This is a genomic window from Mesorhizobium sp. ORM8.1, from assembly GCF_053005525.2.
Genome location: NZ_CM132600.1, coordinates 2,419,428 through 2,442,340 on the forward strand (window position 1 = coordinate 2,419,428; position 22,913 = coordinate 2,442,340).

14 protein-coding genes and 16 pseudogenes are annotated in these 22,913 nt (G+C 59.4%); 20 read left to right on the forward strand and 10 right to left on the reverse strand.

The features are described 5' to 3' along the window. Positions 1-310 precede the first annotated feature (310 nt). Positions 311-852 (reverse strand): annotated as a pseudogene (locus tag ACVDG8_RS12395) (transposase); the annotation flags it as partial. A gap of 118 nt (positions 853-970) precedes the next feature. On the opposite strand from ACVDG8_RS12395, the pseudogene istA reads away from it, so the two are divergent. From istA to ACVDG8_RS12415, 4 genes and pseudogenes are all read left to right on the forward strand, one after another. After that, a pseudogene (gene istA / locus ACVDG8_RS12400) lies at positions 971-1,525 on the forward strand (IS21 family transposase); the annotation flags it as partial. A gap of 83 nt (positions 1,526-1,608) precedes the next feature. After that, positions 1,609-2,061, forward strand: a pseudogene (locus ACVDG8_RS12405) (transposase); the annotation flags it as partial. Between the two features lie 1,221 nt (positions 2,062-3,282). Continuing rightward, positions 3,283-4,023 (forward strand): LuxR family transcriptional regulator, encoded by a 741-nt coding sequence (locus ACVDG8_RS12410; RefSeq protein ID WP_447254963.1) that lies wholly within the window; start codon positions 3,283-3,285, stop codon positions 4,021-4,023. A 1,348-nt stretch (positions 4,024-5,371) separates the two neighbouring features. Next, positions 5,372-6,655: an ATP-grasp domain-containing protein gene (locus ACVDG8_RS12415; RefSeq protein ID WP_447254964.1), complete on the forward strand. Its 1,284-nt coding sequence runs from the start codon at positions 5,372-5,374 to the stop codon at positions 6,653-6,655. Positions 6,656-6,766: 111 nt separating this feature from the next. Here ACVDG8_RS12415 and ACVDG8_RS12420 read toward each other — a convergent pair. Both ACVDG8_RS12420 and ACVDG8_RS12425 read right to left on the reverse strand, forming a co-directional pair. Further along, positions 6,767-6,928 (reverse strand): annotated as a pseudogene (locus ACVDG8_RS12420) (IS66 family transposase zinc-finger binding domain-containing protein); the annotation flags it as partial. Between the two features lie 349 nt (positions 6,929-7,277). Beyond that, positions 7,278-7,637 (reverse strand): annotated as a pseudogene (locus ACVDG8_RS12425) (IS3 family transposase); the annotation flags it as partial. A gap of 330 nt (positions 7,638-7,967) precedes the next feature. On the opposite strand from ACVDG8_RS12425, the pseudogene ACVDG8_RS12430 reads away from it, so the two are divergent. Then, positions 7,968-8,957: pseudogene (locus ACVDG8_RS12430) on the forward strand (IS66 family transposase); the annotation flags it as partial. On the opposite strand, the gene ACVDG8_RS12435 reads toward ACVDG8_RS12430, so the two are convergent. Together ACVDG8_RS12435 and ACVDG8_RS12440 are read right to left on the reverse strand one after the other, a co-directional pair. Beyond that, positions 8,907-9,068, reverse strand: a complete 162-nt coding sequence (locus tag ACVDG8_RS12435) for a transposase (protein WP_447257316.1) — start codon at positions 9,066-9,068, stop codon at positions 8,907-8,909. The pseudogene ACVDG8_RS12430 and the gene ACVDG8_RS12435 overlap by 51 nt on opposite strands. A 220-nt stretch (positions 9,069-9,288) precedes the next feature. Then, positions 9,289-9,456: a hypothetical protein gene (locus tag ACVDG8_RS12440; RefSeq protein ID WP_447254965.1), complete on the reverse strand. Its 168-nt coding sequence runs from the start codon at positions 9,454-9,456 to the stop codon at positions 9,289-9,291. Between the two features lie 365 nt (positions 9,457-9,821). Here ACVDG8_RS12440 and panD point away from each other — a divergent pair, with 365 nt between their 5' ends. From panD to ACVDG8_RS12465, 5 genes and pseudogenes are all read left to right on the forward strand, one after another. Next, entirely contained in the window at positions 9,822-10,250 is a 429-nt protein-coding gene (gene panD / locus ACVDG8_RS12445) for an aspartate 1-decarboxylase (RefSeq protein WP_447254966.1), read from the forward strand. 481 nt (positions 10,251-10,731) lie between these two features. Then, positions 10,732-11,079, forward strand: a complete 348-nt coding sequence (locus tag ACVDG8_RS12450; protein ID WP_447257317.1) for a GNAT family N-acetyltransferase — start codon at positions 10,732-10,734, stop codon at positions 11,077-11,079. Positions 11,080-11,846: 767 nt separating this feature from the next. Continuing rightward, positions 11,847-12,008, forward strand: a complete 162-nt coding sequence (locus ACVDG8_RS12455; protein WP_455707716.1) for a helix-turn-helix domain-containing protein — start codon at positions 11,847-11,849, stop codon at positions 12,006-12,008. 28 nt (positions 12,009-12,036) lie between these two features. After that, positions 12,037-12,258, forward strand: coding sequence for a helix-turn-helix domain-containing protein (locus ACVDG8_RS12460; protein WP_455707717.1), 222 nt, complete (start codon positions 12,037-12,039; stop codon positions 12,256-12,258). 244 nt (positions 12,259-12,502) lie between these two features. Continuing rightward, positions 12,503-12,817, forward strand: a pseudogene (locus ACVDG8_RS12465) (hypothetical protein); the annotation flags it as partial. A 196-nt stretch (positions 12,818-13,013) separates the two neighbouring features. On the opposite strand, the pseudogene ACVDG8_RS12470 reads toward ACVDG8_RS12465, so the two are convergent. Further along, positions 13,014-13,427: pseudogene (locus tag ACVDG8_RS12470) on the reverse strand (IS5/IS1182 family transposase); the annotation flags it as partial. On the opposite strand from ACVDG8_RS12470, the pseudogene ACVDG8_RS12475 reads away from it, so the two are divergent. The 4 genes and pseudogenes from ACVDG8_RS12475 to ACVDG8_RS12490 form a co-directional block, all read left to right on the forward strand. Further along, a pseudogene (locus tag ACVDG8_RS12475) lies at positions 13,388-13,507 on the forward strand (IS5/IS1182 family transposase); the annotation flags it as partial. The pseudogenes ACVDG8_RS12470 and ACVDG8_RS12475 overlap by 40 nt on opposite strands. Then, positions 13,504-13,671 (forward strand): hypothetical protein, encoded by a 168-nt coding sequence (locus tag ACVDG8_RS12480; RefSeq protein WP_447254965.1) that lies wholly within the window; start codon positions 13,504-13,506, stop codon positions 13,669-13,671. The pseudogene ACVDG8_RS12475 and the gene ACVDG8_RS12480, both read left to right, overlap by 4 nt. Before the next feature lie 46 nt (positions 13,672-13,717). Beyond that, positions 13,718-13,849 carry a hypothetical protein gene (locus ACVDG8_RS12485; RefSeq protein ID WP_447254969.1) on the forward strand — a complete coding sequence of 44 codons (132 nt, stop codon included), beginning with the start codon at positions 13,718-13,720 and terminating at the stop codon, positions 13,847-13,849. After that, positions 13,846-14,106: pseudogene (locus ACVDG8_RS12490) on the forward strand (IS110 family transposase); the annotation flags it as partial. The gene ACVDG8_RS12485 and the pseudogene ACVDG8_RS12490, both read left to right, overlap by 4 nt. 60 nt (positions 14,107-14,166) lie before the next feature. Here ACVDG8_RS12490 and ACVDG8_RS12495 read toward each other — a convergent pair. After that, complete coding sequence (locus ACVDG8_RS12495; protein ID WP_455707829.1) at positions 14,167-15,198, reverse strand: aldehyde dehydrogenase family protein; 1,032 nt, start codon at positions 15,196-15,198, stop codon at positions 14,167-14,169. After that, a complete protein-coding gene (locus ACVDG8_RS12500) occupies positions 15,168-15,644 on the reverse strand; it encodes an aldehyde dehydrogenase family protein (RefSeq protein ID WP_455707718.1) in 477 nt (158 codons plus the stop codon). Before ACVDG8_RS12500 ends, ACVDG8_RS12495 begins: the two co-directional genes overlap by 31 nt. 630 nt (positions 15,645-16,274) lie before the next feature. On the opposite strand from ACVDG8_RS12500, the pseudogene ACVDG8_RS12505 reads away from it, so the two are divergent. After that, positions 16,275-16,995: pseudogene (locus tag ACVDG8_RS12505) on the forward strand (IS256 family transposase); the annotation flags it as partial. A 121-nt stretch (positions 16,996-17,116) separates the two neighbouring features. On the opposite strand, the pseudogene ACVDG8_RS12510 reads toward ACVDG8_RS12505, so the two are convergent. Beyond that, positions 17,117-17,332, reverse strand: a pseudogene (locus ACVDG8_RS12510) (transposase); the annotation flags it as partial. A 250-nt stretch (positions 17,333-17,582) separates the two neighbouring features. On the opposite strand from ACVDG8_RS12510, the pseudogene ACVDG8_RS12515 reads away from it, so the two are divergent. Then, a pseudogene (locus ACVDG8_RS12515) lies at positions 17,583-18,801 on the forward strand (IS110 family RNA-guided transposase). Between the two features lie 315 nt (positions 18,802-19,116). On the opposite strand, the pseudogene ACVDG8_RS12520 reads toward ACVDG8_RS12515, so the two are convergent. Further along, positions 19,117-20,123, reverse strand: a pseudogene (locus ACVDG8_RS12520) (IS256 family transposase); the annotation flags it as partial. Between the two features lie 247 nt (positions 20,124-20,370). Between ACVDG8_RS12520 and ACVDG8_RS12525 the strand changes: the two are divergent. The 4 genes and pseudogenes from ACVDG8_RS12525 to ACVDG8_RS12540 form a co-directional block, all read left to right on the forward strand. Further along, positions 20,371-21,176: pseudogene (locus tag ACVDG8_RS12525) on the forward strand (site-specific integrase); the annotation flags it as partial. Positions 21,177-21,481: 305 nt separating this feature from the next. Then, on the forward strand, positions 21,482-21,655 hold the full coding sequence (locus tag ACVDG8_RS12530) for a hypothetical protein (protein WP_455707719.1): 174 nt from the start codon (positions 21,482-21,484) through the stop codon (positions 21,653-21,655). Continuing rightward, positions 21,636-22,547: a recombinase family protein gene (locus tag ACVDG8_RS12535; RefSeq protein WP_455707720.1), complete on the forward strand. Its 912-nt coding sequence runs from the start codon at positions 21,636-21,638 to the stop codon at positions 22,545-22,547. The genes ACVDG8_RS12530 and ACVDG8_RS12535 overlap by 20 nt, the downstream gene beginning before the upstream one ends. A 124-nt stretch (positions 22,548-22,671) precedes the next feature. Next, a pseudogene (locus ACVDG8_RS12540) lies at positions 22,672-22,815 on the forward strand (integrase); the annotation flags it as partial. Positions 22,816-22,913 lie beyond the last annotated feature (98 nt).

Here is a 22,913-nt window from a genome sequence, read left to right on the forward strand (position 1 = left end):
CTCTCATCCTCTCGCACCACTCTTTGCCATGTGGTCGTCCGTGCCGGACAAATATAGCACAAGGAAATGTGGCGGCACGACCGACGCCTCGGTCCGCTCCAGAATCGCGCCGTGCTCGACGCCATCAAGGCGTGGCCTGGAAACCTCGCAGCCGGCCGTGGCGCCATCGCACCGGCCAGCCTTGACTGCGTCTCGACACGCCCGCACGGGAAATCCTGTAGGCGGGGGCGAAAAAACAGCTCACCTGAAGCCGAACAAAGAAACGCACAGGAGAGCCGAAATCACGCTTGTCGATGTCATCCGTCGACTTCATGTGCTTGTGATGGCAAGCGGCAGCCGATAGAAGCTCAGCGTCTCCTCGATGTTGTCTTCCACCCAGATCACCAGCCTTGGGTACGTGGCCCGCAATTTGGCGATCCATTACGCCAGATCACGCTTGACCTCGGCAAGATCGCGCCGGTCGTAAATGCACATAGCAGCGCTGCCAGACGGCCCGGGCAGCGCTTCCTGGATCGCTGCCCTGAGCCTCGGATGATCATCGGAGACGACGAACTCGACCACCAATGCCTTCTCCGAGCGCTGATATAGCTCAAACAGCTCCGTCGAGAACCGGCCCGCCCGATCCTGCGGGACGCGCAGCTCCAGCACGCCAACCCGCGTCACAAGCCGGCGTTCGTAGTAGCCGGACCCGTAGCCGACCCGCTCCGCGGTCCGCTCGCCTTTCTCAGCCCCCAGCGCCTCCGTCATCTCGGCTTCCAGAAACTCCCGCACCACACTCTGCAAAACCCGCCGAAAGCCGTCCTCGTCCGACAGCAGCAGTGCTTTTGTCGATACCGGATCAATACTCCCCAGAAGTGCCGTTTGAATCTTCCCCAGTTTAGCGTTGCCGCCGGTCCTCCGGGGCGCGCCCCGGAGGACCGGCGGCACGTCATCACCGATACTGCTCTCGATGGTCGAGAGGGGAATGGCGGTGATCAAACTCGGGGAGATAGTCATGATCTTGGATATGCACCGGCAGGGGCTGTCGGTGTCAGCGATCGCCAGGCAGACCGGCGTCGATCGAAAGACAATCCGCAGATACATCGAGCGTGGCCTTGAGGCCCCTGCCTACGGACCAAGAAAGCCGCGGGCGACGGTGATTGATCCATTCACCGCCTATCTGCGTGAACGGGTTGCTGCCTATCCCGGCCTTAGCGGTCGGCGGCTCCTGCGAGAACTGAAGGATCGTGGGTACGCCGGTGACTACACTACCGTCACGGACTTTCTCAGAGACGTTCGTCCGACCTCAGAACCCGGCTTTGAAGTTCGGTTCGAAACAGCTCCCGGCGAACAGGCCCAGGTGGATTTCGCCCAATTCCATGTCGTCTTCACCGACGAGCCGGCAACCCCCAGGATCGTCTGGCTGTTTTCTATGGTGCTGGGCTATAGCCGTCTCATCTGGGCGCGCTTTGCTATGCATCAGGATCTGCCGACGGTGCTGCGATGCCACGCCGCGGCGTTCGATGCGATCGGCGTAATTGGGGAATTTTACTTTGGCACTTTTGGGGAAATTTCACCCGGTATTGACAGCTTTCAACTCCGAACCACGCAAACTATTGTCTCCCTTGGTCATGGCACTTCCTTTTCCCACGGGACCGGCGGATCGCAACGTCACCACGTGCCATGACCGTCCACTCAGCCGACTGGGCTGTGGCGCTGGTCGAGATGTATGTGCAAGGGGGTGTCGACGCGCAAGGTGAAGGCGATCACCGAGGAGCTGTGCGGTCACGCCTTCTCGGCCGCGACGGTGAGCGCGGCGACGGTGCGGCTGGATGGAAGCGCTGAAGGCGTTCTTTGAGCAGCCGCTCAAGGAAAGCTATGTATCTCATTTTGGATGCGCGCTACGAGCGGGCTCGCGAGGCCGGCGTGATCGCCAGCCAGGCGGTGCTGGTGGCGATCGGGGTGGACTGGGAGGGCCGGCGCCAGGTTCTGGACGTGGAGCTGGCCAACCGGGAAAGCCATTCGAGCTGGCGCGCATTCGTGGCCGGGCTCAAGCAGCGCGGGCTCGCCGGCGCTTCTCTTTCTTCAGAACTTTTTGCAGAACGTTCGAACGTTCAGGACACTATCCGATTTCCCGGGCAGACGCTCCGCAATGTGACGAACCTGTCCACCATCCCCTTTTCCCCGGTTTTCCGAGTCTTTCCGCTGGCGGAGCCTGACGATTAAGCCGCGCGGCCGCCTTCGTCACTCAGATGGTGTGCCAGCTCATTGGGTGGCTGCGGATGAAAGCCGGGCACGTGAAGCTGTTTGGAGTGAAGGTGTTGTGTCCCAACCAAGTTCGCTGTGCGTTCACTACTTGAGTATCCCGGTCTAGGTGCGTGCTCGCACACCACACCGACGATGCGTCTAAGCAGCGGTCATTGTCGGATCGTCGACAATGTCGGACATGAGATACGCCGCGAGAAGACAATCGCATTGCTCTGAAACAATTTTTCCAGTTGGCACAACACGTGCAGTCCCTAGCGCAAAGCCATTGCCGCGCCGCGAACTGGGAGACAGAACTCATCCATGATCACCTTCACCGAACCTGCGGTCGCCGACACGTACACTGAGCTTCCCCGAGCGGACCGAAGCCCTTTGCCCTCAACGAGGGCTCGCGTCTCCACCGTCGCTCAACCCGCGCGCTACGGCGTAACAGAAACGGCCAAGGCTCTAAGCTGAATGACAGGTAGTGGCACCATCGGCAACCGACCCCCGGGGCCTTGTTCCTTTAAATCCGATGATCTGCTCTCCAGCGCAGGGGTTTCATGTGCTAGTCCTCTCTATGGCCCAGAACGAACTTCAAATGGGATTAAATTGGAGAGAGCAAGGTCACGATCGTTGGAGTTTCGTCCACCTTCTCTAAGCCACTGATGTACTACCGGCAAACCCGGAATCTCGGCAAGCTGTTCCTGCGTCAGTCGCCTCAGTAGCCTCATCCTCTACACATTCCAACCGTCCATGGCCAATTACCGCCGACAGATTTTTGTCACCGCTGTAAATTTTCCGCGGGTGTGTGAACTTTGAACTTAACCCGAAATTACCCGGCCGTTGCAGTTCGTATGATAGAGCTTTGGCAATACACCGTGCGGCAGTCGTACAGTGCAGGAATCCGCCGGCCGGTTCGCAAGAAGAGATCGCAAGACCTCGCGCAGATAGTCGCGGAGAGAGACCATGGAACGTCCCCAAATGGCTACGGCCTCTCGAATCCGAAAGACGCCAGGATCAGACCAGTTCTCTTCTGGTTCATCGACGCGACTTCGCATGTCCCGCATGGAGAGGTTGGCGATCGAATTTGGCCGATTTCTCGACCGAACTGATGGCGTTGTTCAACCCAAGCGGCTATTCGACCTGTTATCTGACTTTTCGTCGAGTTTTGATTGCCCTTGGATCTCCTACGGCGCTCCTGAATTTAGGAACAGTTCCTCAGACCGCGTCGGGTGCGATCCGGCCATCATGCTCAATTATCCGCATGAATGGCAAGAGCGCTATTTTAAAATGGGCTATGATCAAATCGATCCCGTTATCAAAAACGGTAGAAAGCGGGCAAGCGCCTTTCGCTGGAGCGAGATATACAACGATGCAGGCACGACTGAAGCCGAACGGCGCGTTCTGGATGAGGCGGCTAAGTTCGGCCTGAAGTCAGGCATTACCATTCCATTGCACGGTCCCAATACCGATTTTGCACTGATGAGCTTTGCTCAGAAGTCACACCACAGAATTAAAAATATAACAATTATCTACTTGCAATTTGCTGCCTTACATTTTTTGGAAAGGTGGGGTAAAATGGGGAATACAAAGAACGCTCCTGGTCTTTCCCCAAGGGAAATGGAATGCCTACAGTGGGCTGCTCGCGGTAAGTCCTCCTGGGAAACAGGAGTTATTCTCAATGTATCCCTAAACACCGTTAATTTCCATATAAAGAATGCGATGCGCAAGCTGGATTGCACAAATAGAACAGTCGCCGCTATTAGGGCGATCGACCTAGGAATCATCGAACCGTAGGGTCGCACATTTTTTGAGAGCAATTACGGACGAGGAACGCCCGTCCTTCGGCCGCTCTAGACCATCTCTTCGAGGGACGCCACGACATGGTAAGACTTCTCCGTGCGGGTGCAAACATCCATTCGCACACGGCACTCTTGATCGCCCGGTACTATAGACGGAGGTGGAAAACATCAGGTAGCGTACTGGTTCGGCAAATTCGTTTAGTAGGGCGGCCGTGGCTTGATGTGATTTGACGTCATCCAGCCCCGCAGGAAAGCTACTATGATCGAGATAGAATAGGCCGCAGAGCGCTGCTGTGGCACCTAGATGAGGCTGTTCCCTCTTCGCAACATCAGCGATCCTTTGGTTGCGGTCGGCATCGTCGTTGCCGCGTCTCACTGCGGCAAAACAGGAGCGGGTTTGCTCCCGATCCCTAGCTTTAAGGAACCGCTGTTCTGCTGGAGAGAGGCTGGGCCTTCGCGCAGGAGCCATGTACAGGTTCGCGTGATCGCGCCCACCGCGAATTTTGGCCGAGGGTTGATGCCGCTTGTTGCGCCGGCGGCCCATCTCTTAATGTTTTCCTTGTTACCTTCAAAGCCGCGGCCCTTCGTTTCCAATCACAAGTGCGGCCTGTTGCCCTCGCCGTCCTGCGAGCGCAGTTCCAGACATGAAAGGAGAGCGCGAGCGGCCGCCGAGGCTCGCGCTAGCCGCGCTCTGCAAGGTGCGGCTGCGGCTAAGGCCCGCCATGCGCGAGCATGGCAGGGTAGCGAAGCTGCGCTCTTATGGTCGTTCTACGAACGTTGTTTGCAGCACAGTGTGAGCCATCTGACATGGCCGAGCGGCGTCGTCGCCCGAGCGAAGAGGATCAGTGCCGGTCTTGGCCACGGCATTCGCGCCGGGGCACAGTGGCGGCGATGGCGCTTCAGTACGCTGTCGCGACCAGCCTAGTTTATAAGGGCGCCGCCGGTTGAGCCCCCATGAAACGGGCTTTGCCGGATTATGTCGTGGCTCCCGATAACCCCGTTGCCGTTTCTGTGCCGGCCGCCACCCAGCGGTGATCGAGCTGGAGCGCGAACGCGATTGGGGCGGATCATCCGAAGCAGTGTGTTCTCGCTAGCCGCAGGCAGCCCCTCCGACTGTCGTTGGCCCGGCTCTTTCCAGTTTAATCCAATGTACGCGCGATGGCTAACGAACATCACCTCGAGGGGCCGCTAAACAGACGGACAGAATGTAAAACGGACGTCCTAAAAATTCGTGAATTCTTCGCAACTGCACATCGCTGGCGCTGGTACGATCAACTGCGGAAATGGGGGTCGGTAAGAGACGAGATCGAGTTGGTCCGAGGCCATCTACGGAGGAAATGCTAATGGTAAAACGAGCACTTATCCTGCTTGGAGGTCACAAGACTAGTGGTCTGCCATACGTGCAAGCGGCTCACCGCCTTGGCATTCATACAATTGTCTTGGCGGGAGACCCAAGCTGCTACGAGTATGTTGCGGCGGCACACGTTGATTCCGTCCGTGTCGATATAAATGACCTCGATTCGCTAATCCGCCAATGTTCGAAGCTACGTGCGACCTATGACATTGCCGGCATTTCTGGATTTGCGGATTTTGACGAGTCGGTCTCTGCAACGGTCGCAAAACTCTGCCGGTACTTCGATTTGCCGGGACCGGACCCCGTGTCTATCGAACGATCGTGCGATAAGTTGACTCAACGTCAGCTCCTCGCCCGCTTCGGCGTTCCAGTGCCTGCTTATCGCTTAGTAGCGGACGCAGCGGAGGCGGAAGGCTGGGCTGCGCAGATTGGGCTTCCGGTTATAGTCAAGCCAGCCGTTGGCAGCGGCAGCATTGGCGTCCGATTGTGCCGCGACCGCGATGAGCTACACCAACATCTCACCTATCTGTTGAGCGGCCAACACGCATGGCGATCTTCGCCGAAGATCCTGATGGAAGAGTTCGCAGAAGGCCCATTCTTTAGCGTGGAGGTCTTGGAAAACCAGGTAATTGGGATTGTCGCCGCTGACTTCGGCGCGCCACCGCATTTCGTTTTCCGCCATATGAAATGTCCGGCTCCTATAAGTGCTGACCAGCAAGAACGTATTTCCGATGTTTCCCTGAGGTGTTTGCAAGCGTTGGGCCTTAGCTGGGGGCCGGCGAACATAGAACTCCGATGGGCAAAGCATGGTCCCGTCGTCATCGAGGTCAATCCCCGCCTTGCTGGTGCGCTCGAGCCGCAGCTGATCCATCTGGCCTGCGGTATTGATCTCATCACGGAGCATCTCAAGCTTGTGATCGGGAAGCAATGCGATTTACGCCCAAGCCAGTCACAGACTGCCGCCGCGCGATTTCTGATCGCCGACAATGATGGCACGCTCGATTGGATCGGCGGCGTCGATCGGGCTGCCGCTGTCTCGGGTGTCGTTGGGGCGAAGTTGTACGTTCAACCCAAATCTCCTATCGTCAGAAACGGCGACTATCGAGACTGCATCGGACATATCCTCGCGGTTTCGCCCAGGCTTGACCAGACAGAAGCGATACTTAAGCGTGCCGCCGATTTAATTTCCTGGTCAATTACACCGATGCTTGGCGAACGGCAAAATCACACGCCTTTTGCCGCGCTGTCCCGGCCCAAGGGCGCGAAGTCGTGACCAACGAGCGTCGCTGACGAATAAGCGACTGAGAGGAAAAGCGTATCATTTCTGTTTTCTCCCGAGTAGCTTAGAGCATTAGCGCTTCATGTGAGTTTATCCGGCGGCAGTGATCATGCGAAGCTGCGCCGGAACGATGTCGAGCCGCTCGCTTACGTCTTCGCCGATCCGGTGCAGCCCGTTGCGGCGGCAAGGCCAGACATGGTCATCGATTTCGACCACCATCTCCACGCGAGGAAGATGCGCCGGGATCGAACCACGGTTAACCCGGCGTGTGGCAGCCTCTGCCAGGAGTTCCATGGAGGCAGCCTGTTCGTTCTCCGTACGCGTCCGAGGACGGCCGCCTTGCCGGAACGGATTGTATAGCTGACTGCAGGTATGGATATCGCTACTGACTGCCGCCAAGTCACTCGGCTCGAGATTGTTGGCACTGGCCCGCCGGCGCCGCTTGTCGGAGGAGGAGAAGCTGCGGATCGCCGAGGAGAGCTATTCGGCTCCGCGGCAGGCTCCGCGGCAGGGCGGCCTCACGGGATTTCCATCCGCTGCTGTTTGCCTGGCGCAAGGCGCATCGCGAGGGTCGCTTGGCGAAGGTTGGCCTGCTGCCGGTTTTTCGGACACGAGGTTAAGCTAGCATAGCTTGTTCCTCGAACTCGACGGGGCTCAGATAGCCGAGGGTCGAGTGCCTTCGCCGAGGGTTATAGAAGCGCTCGATGTAATCGAACACATCCGCCCTGGCGTCATCCCTCGTCCTGTAGACCTTGCGCGCCGTGCGCTCGGTCTTAAGCGACGAGAAGAAGCTCTCCATCGCAGCATTATCCCAGACATTGCCCGACCTGCTCATTGAGCAGGTGATGCCGTGATCGGCCATGAGCCGCTGGAACTGCTCGCTCGTGTATTGCGATCCCTGGTCTGAGTGATGCAGCAGGCTGTCAGGCTTGCCCCTGCGCCAGATCGCCATGATCAGGGCGTCAGTGACGAGCTGCGGCTTTCCGAGCCTTGCTCTACGCGTGCAGGAGATCTTGGAGATGGATCCGCTGAGCGATCATATTTCTCTGCTTTCGCTGTAAAAGAGGCGCTTTCCTGACGATCATTCGGCATGATGGACAAGAATCGTTCCTGTTACCAAGCGTGTTGAGCGCGGCTCTACCTCTTGCCATCTCTGGCAGATGGAAGCGTTACAATTCCGACGGCGCAGTAACTCTATCTCCTGTCCGGGATCGATTACCATCACCCTCAGGAGACATGGCGGCCGACGCGGGTCGGCTAGCATTTACATTTTGAGATTGCAGGCAAAATCTGATTCACTGGCCTCATGACGTTGACGCCGGATGATCTTCCTTCGGACCTCGCGAGTGCCCTGGCGGCGCTGCGGGTTGAACGCGAAGCACGGCTGCGCGACGTGGCGCAGACGGAGGCCTCCGACTGGCAGGCCGAAGCGGCCAAGGCGCAAGCCATGCTGTCCGACACCGAGATGCGGATTGCGCATCTCGAGCTGCGCATCGAAAAGCTGAAACGCGAACTGTACGAGCAGCGCTCCGGGCGCACGGCGCGGCTGATCGAGCAGTTGGAATTGCAACTCGAAGACCTCGTGACCGCGGCGAGCGAGGACGAGCTTACCGCGGCCGCTGCGGCGGCAAGGACCCAGAGCGTGCGTTCCTTCACGCGCAAGCGGCCAGTGCGTAAAACCTGGCCAGACAATATCGAGCGCGAGCGCGTCGTCATCGAGCCTCCCACCACCTGCGCCTGCTGCGGCGGGCCTCGGCTGTCGAAGCTGGGCGAGGACGTGACCGAGACGCTGGAAGAGATCCCGCGCCGCTTCAAGCTGATCGAGACGGTTCGCGAAAAGTTCACCTGCTGCGATTGCGAGAAGATCAGCCAGCCGCCGGCGCCGTTCCATGCCACGCCACGCGGCTTCATCGGTCCGCAGCTGCTGGCGATGATCCTGTTCGACAAGTTCGGCATGCACACTCCGCTCAACCGTCAGAGCACGCGCTTCAAGGCCGAGGGGATCGACCTGCCGCTGTCGACGCCGGCCGATCAGGTCGGCCACGGAACCTTCGCCGTCATGCCGCTCTTCCATCTGATCGAGCGCCATGTGCTCGCGGCCGAGCGCCTCCATGGCGACGACACCACCATCCGCATCCTGGCGAAGAGCAAGTGCACGATCGGGCGCATCTGGACTTACGTGCGGGACGATCGGCCCTTCAGTGGGCATGCACCACCGGCGGCAGTATACTACGCCTCGAGCGACCTACGAATTGCGCGATGGATGGCGCGCGAGCATCCGGCAGAGCTCCTTGCGCCATCGGAAAAGCTGGCTCACGTGAATGCCGGCCGACCGAGCGATCTCTGAAACACTGGCCCGGGGTCCAGCGTTGCAGCGACCAGCCGTTCCTTCTCCGCCCGAGACCAGCGCCGACGTCGCTCGACTGACGTGATCGCCTCAACGCGCTGCGTTGTCATAGAACTACTCCTAGCAGGCGGTTGAAGAAGTCTGACGCTCGTCGCCGTCGTGGTAGGCGAATGTGATCTCGATCAAGCCGTCGTCGAGCAATTCGGCATGGCCATCGCCTGTGACTTCATACATCTCATCACACCCTGCCCATGTGAAGTCAACGTCGAGGGGCTGTAGCTCAGATCGAGGCCGCGGCTTGCAGGGCGCCAAAGGCGATCTCACCGTGGTTGTCGGGTCCGATGGCGATGGTTGCGGATCCACCGAGGTTCAGGTAACCGCGATCCCACAGATCGGCTTCGATGATCCGCCAGCGGCCGATCAGTTGGCAGCCTGCGGGCGCGGTCATTTCGGCGCCGCCAAGAGCTTGGGCAGCCGCACCAGATTGTACGCGGCGGCCGCGAAGGTGAAGCGACAAAGAGGCCGCGTTAGCGACACCGCTCCCCATGGCTCACGTCTGCTTCTGGCCTACGACGTCGTGTGACGAAGATCCCATATCCGTGTCGCTTGTCTGGTTCCAGACAGCCTTCCAAAACTAAGCTTGTCTCGTCTGAGGCCAAGCGTTTGAATTGGAATATAATTTTCTGACCTCACCCGACTGGCTGAAATCGGCACGAGGTTTGCAACTGTTGTGTTGAAGGCGCAATGCCGTTTAGCACGCGGCGCGGTCAATCGTCTCCGTCGCGGCCGTTGATTGGAAAAGGAAACCTCTGAATGATAAGAATCGTGGGCTCTAAGTTGCACGGCATCACTGTTACCGGAGCAGATCTGAATTATCATGGCTCGATAACTCTCGATCCGGATCATTGCAGCGAGGCAGGTATCCTCCCGTTAGAGTTCGTTGATATATGGAATACGGCCACTGGCGCGCGGATCAGCACGTATGTCATTTACGGCGAAAGGGGGTCTCGTTGCTGTGTGCTGAACGGAGCCGCTGCTCGCACCTGCCAGATTGGTGATAAGATCATCGTTTGCTCCTCCGCATACATTGGGGAGCATCAGCTCGCAGAGATCAAGCCGCGTGTGCTGACGTTCGATCAGAACAATTCAGTGCGTGACCGCATGTTCTATGATGTCGGGATCAGCCAAGATGGAACGAAGACCTTCGCGGTTCGCAACGGTTCCCCTGGCGGGAACGTGTAAGCATCGACTCAGGGTCGACAGCCGGTAGCGTCCGGGCGGCAGCTGTGAATGCTCACGCAACCGAATACTATTCGCCCTGAATCCAAATCGGATTCAGAAGGGACTCTCGTGAACATTCCTTCACCTGCTAAGGGAATAGATGAGTGGTTCCAGTATTCTCGCGACTTCCGCGGGAGACCGAGGTGCCAGCAATGCTTGTCATCGCCATCCCATCGGAGCGCGTCTACTGACCTTTCAGTCAGCCGACCCGCTCAAGGGCTTTCGCGTCGGATCTCTGTCTCGCAAGTAGTGTCACCGGGAGCGCCGCTCCATTCGGAACGATCCCGCACATCCACTCGTCTTTCGACACAGCTAAAGCCAAACTACAACGCAGATCTTGAAGCAGAGGTTCACTGTGAATAGCCTTATTCAGACAAGAGAGCAGCCTGACGATTGCGATCGCCAAGCTATTTTGAATGCATTAGACAATTACAATGAAAGCATGGGCGCTGTTTACGACCTTAGGTCGTTTGCAGTGCTCACCAAGGACCCGGCGAGCGGTCGAACCACAGGTGGGCTCTGGGCAATCTGCTACTATGACTGGCTGTACATCGAATTCCTATTTGTACCCAAGGAACTGCGGGGGCGGAAAATTGGCACTCAATTAGTAAGGTCCGCAGAAGATTGGGCTCTTAGTAGAAGATGTGTCGGAGTGTGGCTAAACACATTTGAGTTTCAAGCTCCGGCATTCTATCGGTCTCTCGGTTACGAGACGTTTGGTCAATTACCGAATTATCCACAAGGATTCCGGCGATTTTTCCTGCGGAAGAAATTCCCTGAGAACACTTAGCCTGGTTAGTTCTTGGGCAGGCGCTCGGCCAAGCCTAATGAGCTAACTGCCACCGGCCGAACGCTGGGTTGTTGCATAGTTCACCAGAAAGGCGACTCATTTCACAATCATTTCTAATCGGGCGGTTCTATTGTCCTTCGACAGTTTACGATCGCTCTAATCGAAAAGAGCAGGGCGAAGTGATATCGCCGCACTCACAAATCTACTATCGCTCGAGCGGACCGACCGAGTGGACATCTAAGTTCCGCTCACGCCTTCGGAGATGATATCGATTGATTCGCTTGCGAAAGCCCTGCGGCTCCGGCAAAGGCCCTTCTGGGTTTGGCCACTCTCAACCTGCCTTGCAATTCGCTCTCGGTGCCGTCTAATGCGGGCATTCTTGTGGACATCCTCCTGTGGCAATCATGGTCCCTCCACAACGTCAATCTTCTCAGTCGGGGTCCGATGCACCACCCGGTTGAAAGATCACAGCCATAGAACCATTCCGCCTGACATCTTACATTCCGCCGGATCTCATCGAGAGCCTTTTATACCAAAGGCTCTGAGGGCTGACTCTCTAGGGTTCCCGCCTCGACTGATCCGTGATTCTTTGTCGCGAGGAGGATTCGGACGATGGGATCAGGGGTGAAGATGCGGATGGACTATTCGGCTGTGGCGCTTCGGCGACCGGCGAAGGCGGCGAAGGACGCCAACCAGAGCAGGAGCTTGTTGTCGCCGGCTGGGCTCATGGACGGAAGAGCCGGGAAGATGCTGCACGGATCGGCGGCATGGCCCGCCAGATGCTGCGGGACTGGGTGCATCGCTTCAACGAGGATGGCCCTGACGGACTGAAGGATGCCTGGTATGGCGGCCGCATGCCGCGCCTGTCGCCGGAAGAGAAGGCCGAACTGGCGCAAAATCGTCGAGACGGGACCGGGCCTGGCGGTTGACGGCGAGGGACGCTGGCGGCGCATCGATATGCAGCGCGTTATCGCGGATCCTTTCGGCGTCGCATATCGCGAGCGCTACGTGGGCAAGCTGCCGAAGGAACTCGGCTTCTCGCACATGAGCGTGCGGCCGCGCCATCCGGCGCAGGATGCCTGGATCGTGGAAGAGTTCAAAAGAATTTCCGCCCACGCTAGACGCCCACCTCGCCGATCTGCCGAAGGGCAAGCCCGTCGAGGTGTGGTTTGGCTATGAGGGCGGAGATCGTCGAGAGTGGCGGATATCCGACCTCCTGTGAAGGAAGCCACATGTCCTCGATACAATTGACCACGAGAACGTCATCTTCATCGCGATGGAACTCAGCCGATCGACATGGCTTGTTACCGCCGGCTTGCCAGGAGTGGATACGCCGTGGTTTCACAAGATCGGCGCCGCGAGACGGCCGCTCTCCTGTCGTCTCTCTCATCATTGCAAACCCGTGTCTTGCCCGGAACCGGCACTTTCTTGCTGCTTCGAGGCCGGGCGTTACGGCTTCTGGCTCCATCAATTTCTTGACCACGCACAGCATCGCCCCTCATGTGATCGAGCCAACCAGCAGTCTCGTCAATCGGCGTGCCCCTCGGGCCAAGAACTGCGGCGCGGCAATCAACGTGAGAGCGCGTCTCTCCTAGATTGTCGAGCATCGATTGCGCGAGGCATGCTGCGCGTGCTTGCAGCCTACCTTCAAGGGGACCGTTAGGCCTGCAGCATGGTGCGGGTGCCCACACCAGATGAGGAGGACGCCAAACGCATTCACTGCGAGCGCGAGCACCTAGCAGGCTGTAAAGGCTCTCGCCACCGGACCGCAGCGATGATTCACTGGCTCCGAAGGGATTCGGAGGTGAGGAGTGCGCGGCGGCGACGATCGAACTGGCGAACTGTTCAGCTAGGTGGATCTTGATGCGTCGACAGGGCTTCAGTCACTATCGCCAGGATCGCCCGCAATGGATGATTGCGCCGAACCCGGACACTGTCACCTTCATCGAGCGGAACTCGTTGACGAAGTCCTCTGCGTCATAGGCCTTGTCGGCGCCGAGGGTGATCGCCCGTGGCCGGTCGGCGCGAAGTTCGATCATGTGCATGGCCGCCACCCGCTCGGCATGTCCGTCGTCAGACAGGCTTGACCAGCAGGCCGTGGCGGTTCTCCATCAGCCCATGTCCCATGAAGCACAACCTGACCTCCTTGCCCCGCCCTTTGGCTTGACCCACTTCGTCGAAGCCCAGGCCTCGATCAGCGTGCCATCGACCGAGAAGTGATCCGTGGACAGGAGCTTCTTGACTTTCGGCTGCACCAGCACGGCCGCCAGGAACTTCGCCGCGATATCGCCCTCCAGCAGCCGGTCACGGTTTTTGGAGAACACCGAATGGTCCCAGGCCGCGTCGTCGCGTTGGGTGGGCCTTCACCTTCGCGGCCGCCGCGTACAATCTGGTGCGGCTGCCCAAGCTCTTGGCGGCGCCGAAATGACCGCGCCCGCGGGCTGCCAACTGATCGGCCGCTGGCGGATCATCGAAGCCGATCTGTGGGATCGCGGTTACCTGAACCTCGGTGGATCCGCAACCATCGCCATCGGACCCGACAACCACGGTGAGATCGCCTTTGGCGCCCTGCAAGCCGCGGCCTCGATCTGAGCTACAGCCCCTCGACGTTGACTTCACATGGGCAGGGTGTGATGAGATGTATGAAGTCACAGGCGATGGCCATGCCGAATTGCTCGACGACGGCTTGATCGAGATCACATTCGCCTACCACGACGGCGACGAGGCCATCCTCAAGGCAATACGTCAGACTTCTTCAACCGCCTGCTAGTGCAGGAGAGGCTGCGCATGGAGAACCGCATCTAACCATTGCTGTTCGCGCGGGGATACACAAGAGACCTTCTCTGCCCTTCTCGGCACTCATGGGATCGTGATCTTGCAGCCGTCCGGACCGGCGACCGCCAGGAATTGGCGCACCATCTTCGGGCTGAGCTGGACCGTCTGCGTCGCCGGCTCGTCTTGGCCTTGGAGTTGATTCGGGAGGTCGAAGCTGAACGAGACGAGGCGGCCAAGGCCAATCCGAAAGACCAGACCTGCGGAAAGTTAACTCCAGTCTCCTCGAGCTGGTCGGAATGGACAAGTTCGACTCTACCGGCCTCTGCTTTCTGCCCTTCCGGAGAACGGGGGCGAAACCTGAATACCGAAGTTTCTTGTTTGAGTGTAGCCGTCAAGTGCTTCTTGACCTTTCTCTCTGCCGTATCCGGATTGCTTTACTCCACCGAATGGAGTTTCTACTCCGCCGACGTACCATCCGTTAACGTACACTTGGCCCGCCCAAAGGCGATCCGCGGTCCAAAGGCTGCGGTCGAGATCCCGCGTGAACACGCCGGCTGCCAGGCCTTGATCAGTGTCGTTCGCAAGTTCAGTCGCCATAAACGGATCATCGAAAGTGGTGACAGCGAGAACGGGACCGAATACCTCTTTCTGGAAGAGACTGCTGTCCCGAGCAACATCAGCAAATACCGTGGCCGCCATGAAATAGCCGCTCCGCTGGGAAAGTGCAGTTCCGCCTATCACAAGTCGTGCGCCCTGCGAGTGGGCTATCCGGCAGGCTCGCTCGACTCCCTGTCGCTGCATGTGGGAGATTAACGGGGTGATATCGCAGTTCTCGCGCCCTGGACCGACAGACAGCCCTTCGATGAGAGCCTTCAGTCTTTCTTCCAGTTCAGATGCAACCGAATACTCCACAATCAGACGTGTAAGGCCGTTGCAGTTCTGGCCGGCATTAGTGAAGGTTCCTATCCGCACAGCTTCCACAACCGCATCGAGATCAGCATCGGAATACACAATCGCAGCCGACTTGCCGCCGAGTTCCATAATGCAGGGCACGATCCGCTCCGCCGCCGTCTTGAGGATCCTTCGCCCCGTCATAATAGAGCCCGTGAAGACAATGTGGCGAACATCGGGATGACCGATCAGCATTTGCCCTGCCGTTTGGCCGTAACCAGCGAGCACGTTGACCGCTCCGGCAGGCATGCCCGCGGCCTCGCAGGCACGTGCGATCTCAATTCCGCACAGGGGCGCCAACTCTGATGACTTGACTACCACCGAGTTGCCGGTTGCAATAGCGCAGGCGAGCGACCGGGCCGTCAATTCCAGTGGACCATTCCAAGGAACGATCTGCGCAGATACGCCGAACGGACTTTTGACAGTGAAATCGAGGAGGTTGGCCCCCGGGGGATCGAACGCCCCTCAAGCTTGTCGGCCAGTCCACCGTAGTACCTGAGGTATTTGACCGCGGTATGAACTTCGCCTTGGGCGAGCTCTAATGCTTTTCCCGTTTCGGTGCAGTTAATGGCCGCGATCTGATCACTGCGCTCCTCGATGGCATTGGCAACGCGAAACAACAGGCACCCACGATCATAGGGATGCATGTCGATTAGAACGCGATCGCGAAAAACGCGGTGAGCTGCAGCAACGGCGAGCTGGACCTCTTTGGCGCCTGCTTCTGCTATGACGGCGATAATTTCGGCATTTGATGGGTCATCTACCTCGATCCGTCTTCGGGAAAAACAATCCCGCCATTCACCATCGATGTAATTCCTGACCACTTCTGCACTATACATTACGCTGGGATCTCGCATTCGTTTCAATCAATAGACGACAGCCGTTGAAGGTCGCAAAATACCTCAATTTAAATCGTTAGACGATTGCCGCAATATCTGGATGTTAGTTCTTGCAACTAAATCATTTTGCGACCGCTTTCTGTTCGGAACATGTAAAACGCCGTGGAGTATTCGTAGCACTTATTAACCGGGAAAACCGTTCTTTGTTGTTAAGTTGTTGTTATGAGATCACTAAAAACAAGACTTTTATGTAAAATCGGCGCGATGTGCCCTTACCGAGTGCCGGAGCGGGTTGCAGCAGCGGGGTGTTGTTCTCGCTGGAGCGGCTGGTTGTCGTGCGCGCTGACAACGGATCTGCAAAGACGCTCAAGATCTCGTTTCCCGGCATCCAGGCTGAGGTGACTCTTTGCCTCAGAGAAACTTCCTAGGGCATTCTTGATGCCTTGATGACCCAGCACAATCTGGACTGCTTGGCCATGAGCTTTCGGGAGGTTGCCCATTCGAACCCGAACTAAGGAGAGATAGTGTCCTGAATGTTCTGCAAAAGTTCTGAAGAGATAGCGGTCGTTGCTCTGAGGTTTGGGGCGGCTATGGCACGCTGGTTACACATCCCGTGGAAGGGGAAGTGCCATGACCGAACGAGAAGTTAGACGGAGCAGAAGCGAGTTGAAAGCGTTGCTGTTGTCGGATGAGGACGGCTTCCGCAGAGTTTTGCAGATTATCGTGCAGGAGGCTTCGGAAGCCGACATGATCGAGGCGATCGGGGGGCCGAGAAGGGCGAGCGGACGGCGGAGCGGGTTGGTTACCGGTCCGGCTATTATGAGCGCAAGCTTTGTGACGCGGGTCGCGGTCCTGGCGTTCCACAGGATCGGGCCTGCCGGTTCCCGATGGAATCCGCGCTCGGAGAGGGCACGGGTATCGGCGCCGTCGACCCGGAAGGTCAAGGCGAGCAGCGAGGAGTTGTGCGGCGATTCCTTCTCGGCCTCGACGGTGAGCCAGGCAACAGCGCGGCTGGATGAGGCGCTGAAGGCGTTCTATGAGCGCGGCTTGCCGAACCTTACCCCTATCTCATTTTGGACGCGCGCTACGAGCGGGCTCGCGAGGCCGGCGTGATCGCCAGCCAGGCGGTGCTGGTGGCGATCGGGCTGGACTGGGAGGGCCGGCGCCAGGTTCTGGGCGTGGAGCTGGCCAACAGGGAAAGCCATTCGAGCTGGCGCGAATTCGTGGCCGGCCTCAAGCAGCGCGGCTCGCCGGCGTCGAGTTCGTCGTCTCCGATGATCATCCGGGGCTCAGGGCAGCGATCCAGGAAGTGCTGCCGGAGGCCGTCTGGCAGCGCTGCTATGTGCATTATGCCGATGTCCGGATTATGCCGACCTTGGGGGTGGATGTCGGATTCGCAGGCGGTGATCGCTGCGATGGGGCCGGCATAATCCGGGGGACTGTCAGGAATTCTGTGCGCGAGGCCGGTTTCGTCATTGGCTGACGAACCTTTCGCCGAACACGACGGCGAACTGGGTCCTGGCCTCGAACCATTCGCGCGGCGGTCGTTTCCAGTCCTCGGTCGCGTGGATCAAAACAAGATATAGCAGCTTCATGGCCGCATCGTCACTGGGGAAGTGTCCCCTGGTGCGAACGGCGCGGCGCAGCTTCGAGTTCAGCGCCTCGATGGCGTTGGTAACCGGTATGATCATGACTGTGCCATCCGATCCCCGCTGGAGATGATCGATTTTCGGCGTATGGTGCGACCATCCGGGACAGGGGCACCGGGAGCACGCCAAGTGCGGGCAGGCCGATGTATTCGATGAGCTGCGAGCTCGCGTTAGTAGCTGGCCGCCCCTGCGACCTGCCCGGTTGCGCCGAGAGCGCGGATCCGTAGGTGTCGCGTCGCCCGCCGGCTCCCGACTGTTTGAGGAGGAGCCGATGAGACGCGTGATTGGAATGGACATCCACCGCACCTTTGCGGAGGTGGTGGTTTGGGAAGATGGCCAACTGCGCCATCACGGAGGGTCGACATGACCCGGTCGGGACTGGAAGGGTTCGGCCGCAGTTTGCGAAGGACGGATGAGATTGTCGTCGAGGCTACGGGCAACGCCATGGCGGTGGTGCGGGTTCTGTCGCCCTATGTCGGCCGGGTGATTGTCGCCAACCCGATGCAGGTGAAGGCGATCGCCCATGCCAGGATCAAGACCGACAAGATCGATGCCGGGGTTCTGGCGCAGCTCCATGCCAGCGGCTTTCTGCCGGAGGTCTGGGTTCCCGATGAGCGGACTGAGCGGCTTCGCCGCCTCGTCGCGCGGCGCAACCAGATCGTGCGGCAACGCACGCGCGTGAAGAACGAGGTGCATGGCATCCTGCAGGCGCATCTCGTGCCGAAGTGCCCGCATGCCGATCTGTTCAACCGTCGGGGTCGCGCCTGGCTCGAGCGGCAGGTGCTTCCCGACGACGAGCGGGCCGCTATCGCTCGCCACATCCGCGAGATCGACCGCCTGGCCGAGGATCTGGCTGACCTCGATCGGGAGATCGCCCGGGAAGCGGTTGATGATGTGCAAGTCCGGCGGCTTCAGACGATCACCGGCGTGAACGCCATCGTCGCGAGTGGTATATCATCGCCGCCGTCGGCGACATCCGGCGGTTCCGCGAACCGCAGAAGCTGGTGAGCTACTTCGGCCTCAATCCTCGTGTGCGTCAATCCGGTCTTGGCTTGGCGCAATATGGCCGGATCAGCAAACATGGGCGCTCCCATGCCCGCGCCATGCTGGTCGAGGCCACCTGGGCGGCGGCGAAGGCGCCCGGACCGCTCAGGGCTTTCTTCCTGCGCATCCGCAACAAGCGCGGCTATCAGGTCGCAGCCGTGGCGCTCGCCCGCAAGCTCGCCGTGTTGATTTGGCATCTGCTGACAAAGGAGCAGGACTACTTCTGGGCTCGCCCGGCGCTGGTGGCGGCAAAGCAGAGGCAGCTCGCTCTCAAGGCTGGTGCGCCAGGCGAGCGCGGTGTCGGTCGCCGCGGTTCGGCTTACGCCTACAACGTGAAGGAGTTGCGAAACAGCGAGAAAGCCGCGGCCGAGAATGCCGAACGTGCCTACGAGCTGATGGTTCGGCATTGGCGGTCACGAGGGCCGAAGCGGCGCACGGACGCCACAAACGAGGAACGACTATAACGGCTGCGTGGCGGCACTCTCATCCTCTCGCACCACTCTTTGCCATGTGGTCGTCCGTGCCGGACAAATATAGCACAAGGAAATGTGGCGGCACGACCGACGCCTCGGTCCGCTCCAGAATCGCGCCGTGCTCGACGCCATCAAGGCGTGGCCTGGAAACCTCGCAGCCGGCCGTGGCGCCAATCGCACCGGCCAGCCTTGACTGCGTCTCGACACGCTCGCACGGGAAATCCTGTAGGCGGGGGCGAAAAAACAGCTCACCTGAAGCCGAACAAAGAAACGCACAGGAGAGCCGAAATCACGCTTGTCGGTCTCATCCGTGGTGTAGATGATGCGGCGCACGCTTTCAGGGAAGGCGAAGAACGGCACAACGTGCTGCCAGTTGCGCCGCCAGTTCTGCGTGATCGCCGGATATGTCTGGCCCCAATAGCCGGCGTGGAACGTAATCGAGCGCGGCCAGGCCGGCTTCCGCGTCCTTGGCCCGGTAGATCGCGCGCAGCGCCGGTACGACGGGCTTGCGGTCCTTCCACGACACGAACTCGAGCGAATGACGGATCAGATGCACGATACAGGTCTGGACCACGGTCTGCGGGAAGACGGCGTTAATCGCCTCGGGGAAGCCCTTCAGCCCGTCGACGACGGCGATCAGGATGTCGCCGGCGCCACGGTTCTTCAGTTCGTTCATGACGCGCAGCCAGAACTTGGCGCCCTCGGTCTGCTCGATCCAGATGCCGAGTATGTCCTTGGTGCCATCGGGCAGGATGCCGAGCGCGATGTAGATGGCTTTGTTGCGAACGAAGCCTTCGTCCCTGATCTTGACCCGGATGGCATCGAAGAAGACCAGTGGATAGCAGATGTCGAGCGGCCTGTTCTGCCATTCGGCCACTTCGTCCAGGACGGCGTCGGTGATGGCCGAGATCAGGTCCGGCGACACCTCGATGCCATAGAGCTCCTCGAGATGACCGCGGATTTCGCGAACCGTCATGCCGCGCGCGTACATGGAGATGATCTTGTCGTCGAAGTCCGGAAATCGGCGCTGGTATTTGGCAATCAACTTCGGATCGAACGTTCCGGCCCGATCGCGCGGGATCGAAAGCGTCATCTTCGACGTGCCCGTCAGAACCGACTTCTTCGAATGGCCGTTGCGGCGATTGGCGTTGCCGGCGTCGCCTTCATCGTCAAGGTGCTCGTCCAGTTCAGCGTTCAGAATCCGCTCAGAAAGCGCCTTCTTCAGATCGTCGAGCAGTCCGTCTCTGGCGAAAACCCTCATTCGGATCGCGACCCGCAAGCAGTTGGTCAAGAAGTTCCTTCTCGATAGCCATGTGATGATTCTCTCCTTTTCATCATCATGGCCTCGCGCACAGAACTCCTGACAGTCCCTAATCCGGACATCGGCATAATGCACGTTGGACTAACCCGCTCCGCGTCGCGGAGCGGCAAGGAAGCGATGCACCAACGGGCGCGGTCTTGCGTCGTCGGTAGCGGCGGTCATGCATGCAAAAGGAGCTCCAACTGCGCGAGCATGGGGTGGCTGCTTGCAGCCCATTCCATCGGACAATGGAGCTCGTCATGACCCAACTTCGCCAGCGCATGAGCGAGGACATGCAGGTGCGCAACCTCGCGCTCAACACCCAGCTCTCGTATCTGCAACAGGTATCGCTGTTCGCTCGCTGTTTCGGCAAGTCGCCGGACCTGCTCGGGCGCGAGGACATTCGGACCTACCAGGTCTATCTGACCAACGAGAAGAAGCTCGCGCCCGGTTCGATCCACACCGCCATCGCGGCGCTGCGCTTTTTCTACAGCGTGACGCTCGAAAGGGACTGGGCACCTGAAGAGGTTCTGCCGCTTCCGAAAAACCCGCAAAAGCTGCCGATCGTCCTCGGTCCCGAGGAAGTTCAACAACTCCTCGGCTGTGTGCTCGACATCAAACATCACTCGATCCTGACCACGTGCTATGCTGCCGGGTTGCCCATCTCGGAGGCGAATCAGCTGAAGCCCACGGACATCGACAGCCAGAGAATGGTCGTCCGTGTCGAGCAGGGCAAAGGCCAGAAGGACCGCTACGTGATGCTGTCGCCCAAGCTCCTGGAGATCCTGCGCAGCTACTGGAAGGTACGCCGGCCAGTAGCCTGGCTCTTCTGTAGCGCGACGATCTGGATAAGAAGCCGCTCTCAACTTGATTGTCGCGCTGACTCTTCCCCGGCGACCGCGCCGGCGAGCCGATCACCAGGGATGCGGTGCGACATGCGTGTGCGAAAGCGCACGACCTCTCCGGCTTGTCCAAGCCGGTCACGCCGCACAGCCTACGACACGCCTTTGCCGTCCATTTGTTGGAGGCCGGTGCCGACGTGCGCACCATTCAACTGCTGCTCGGAACGGCGACATATTGCCCACGAACACCTGCTTGGAGGGCTGATCTACTACCGGTTTCATCCCCGATGCGGCGAGACCGTGCTGATCAAGCGGCAGCTCGAGTACCGCGGCGTTGAGCTGGTGGTCATCGTGCAACCCGACAGCTCACTCGCCTGCATCCCGGCGTGGATGACACACGAAGCTGCGGGCCAATACGCGCTCGGTGAGAAGCCCCGTTTTTCTGTCGATATCCTCCGGTCCCTGCGCGCCGAGATTGATGCGCTTTTAAACTTTCTCCAGTCCGAATCAAAGACGGAGGAGGCCGATAATGATCCGCCAATCCGAAGAACTCCAGGCAAGTCTGTTCGACGAGGACGAGTCCCCCGTCGAGTTGGCGGCCGCACAGATGGTCGATCTGGCGGCTCTGGTGAAAGCCCTGCTGCGCGAGATCGCGACGGCACTGGCAAACGCGGAGACCGGCGATGAGCAAAGTCATGACTGAGCATCTTGCGCGCAGCGCGTACGTCTACATCCGACAGTCGACGGCCGATCAGCTGACGCACAATCACGAGAGCCAACGCCGGCAACATGGGCTCGTCAATCGCGCCAATCAGCTCGGCTGGACCGATGTCGAGGTCATCGACGATGATTTCGGCCGCTCCGGCGGCGGAATCACGCGCCCGCGCTTCGAGCGCCTGCTGGCGGCGATCTGCGAAGCGCGCGCGGGCGCCGTGCTCGCGATCGAGGCGTCGCGTCTGGCGCGCAACGGCCGTGACTGGCACACGTTGATCGAGTTCTGTGGATTAGTCGGGACTATCATCGTCGACGGGGACGGAATCTACGATCCTCGCCATCCCAATGATCGGCTGTTGCTGGGGATGAAAGGCACGATGAGCGAGCTCGAGCTTTCGCTGTTCCGCCAGCGCTCGCAGGAGGCGCTGAAGCAGAAAGCGCGGCGCGGCGCGCTGATCCTCGGTGTTGCAGCAGGCTATGTAAAAGTTGGGCGCAACCGGATTGAGAAGAACCCGGATCAGCGAGTGCAGGATGCACTGCAACTCGTCTTCTCGAAGTTTGCCGAGTTCCAAAGCGTGCGTCAGGTGCATATCTGGCTGCCCGCCGAGGCCATCGAGTTGCCAGTGAAATTTCGAAATGGGGGCCAGTTCATGCGGCAAGCCAACCGGCTACAGCGACGGATGGACGCAACAGCGCGTGCGCGGTTTCCGCTTTCACCACGGCATCGCAGTCTACCGCGACGGCGAACGGGCCGAGCGCGGCGAGATCACGCTCGACGCCGCGGCCGAGATCATTGGCGCCTGCAAGATGACGGCGCTGCGCATGATCCGTCGCGGCGACATCAAGGGCCGACAAGGTGTGCACGGGTTCACCCTGGGTGATCATGGCCGAGGACGTGGCCGCGTTTGCAGCCAGGAGACGATCGTCAGCTTCGGTCACACCAAATCCCGCGCAGCAGGCCTTTGAGTTTCAATGAGATAAGAGGATGCATATTATGACTCACGACTGCTCGGTCACAGGAGCTTCGCGCCCACCGCCCATTACCTGCGGATTGCCACCAACAAGGTCTGCGCCACGTCGAGCCCCTTCGAGCTCTTGCCTCGTCCGGCGGCCACCTTACCGCCGCCCGCCAAGCCGCAATACTTCTGAGCGCGCCGATGGCCCGCTCGGGGCCGGAAGTGGCGGATATCTTCCGCCGCTACGGTGAACTCAGCATGACGCGTCTCTGTCGACCGCCCAGCGCCCGC

What these genes read in the sequence shown, in the direction of transcription:
- ACVDG8_RS12410 (WP_447254963.1), top strand. Translation starts at nt 3,283, where the DNA reads ATGTCCCGCATGGAGAGGTTGGCGATCGAATTTGGCCGATTTCTCGAC.
- ACVDG8_RS12415 (WP_447254964.1), top strand. Translation starts at nt 5,372, where the DNA reads ATGGTAAAACGAGCACTTATCCTGCTTGGAGGTCACAAGACTAGTGGT.
- ACVDG8_RS12440 (WP_447254965.1), bottom strand. Translation starts at nt 9,456, where the DNA reads ATGACCGCGCCCGCAGGCTGCCAACTGATCGGCCGCTGGCGGATCATC.
- panD (WP_447254966.1), top strand. Translation starts at nt 9,822, where the DNA reads ATGATAAGAATCGTGGGCTCTAAGTTGCACGGCATCACTGTTACCGGA.
- ACVDG8_RS12450 (WP_447257317.1), top strand. Translation starts at nt 10,732, where the DNA reads ATGGGCGCTGTTTACGACCTTAGGTCGTTTGCAGTGCTCACCAAGGAC.
- ACVDG8_RS12455 (WP_455707716.1), top strand. Translation starts at nt 11,847, where the DNA reads ATGGCCCGCCAGATGCTGCGGGACTGGGTGCATCGCTTCAACGAGGAT.
- ACVDG8_RS12460 (WP_455707717.1), top strand. Translation starts at nt 12,037, where the DNA reads ATGCAGCGCGTTATCGCGGATCCTTTCGGCGTCGCATATCGCGAGCGC.
- ACVDG8_RS12480 (WP_447254965.1), top strand. Translation starts at nt 13,504, where the DNA reads ATGACCGCGCCCGCGGGCTGCCAACTGATCGGCCGCTGGCGGATCATC.
- ACVDG8_RS12485 (WP_447254969.1), top strand. Translation starts at nt 13,718, where the DNA reads ATGTATGAAGTCACAGGCGATGGCCATGCCGAATTGCTCGACGACGGC.
- ACVDG8_RS12500 (WP_455707718.1), bottom strand. Translation starts at nt 15,644, where the DNA reads ATGTATAGTGCAGAAGTGGTCAGGAATTACATCGATGGTGAATGGCGG.
- ACVDG8_RS12530 (WP_455707719.1), top strand. Translation starts at nt 21,482, where the DNA reads ATGATCCGCCAATCCGAAGAACTCCAGGCAAGTCTGTTCGACGAGGAC.
- ACVDG8_RS12535 (WP_455707720.1), top strand. Translation starts at nt 21,636, where the DNA reads ATGAGCAAAGTCATGACTGAGCATCTTGCGCGCAGCGCGTACGTCTAC.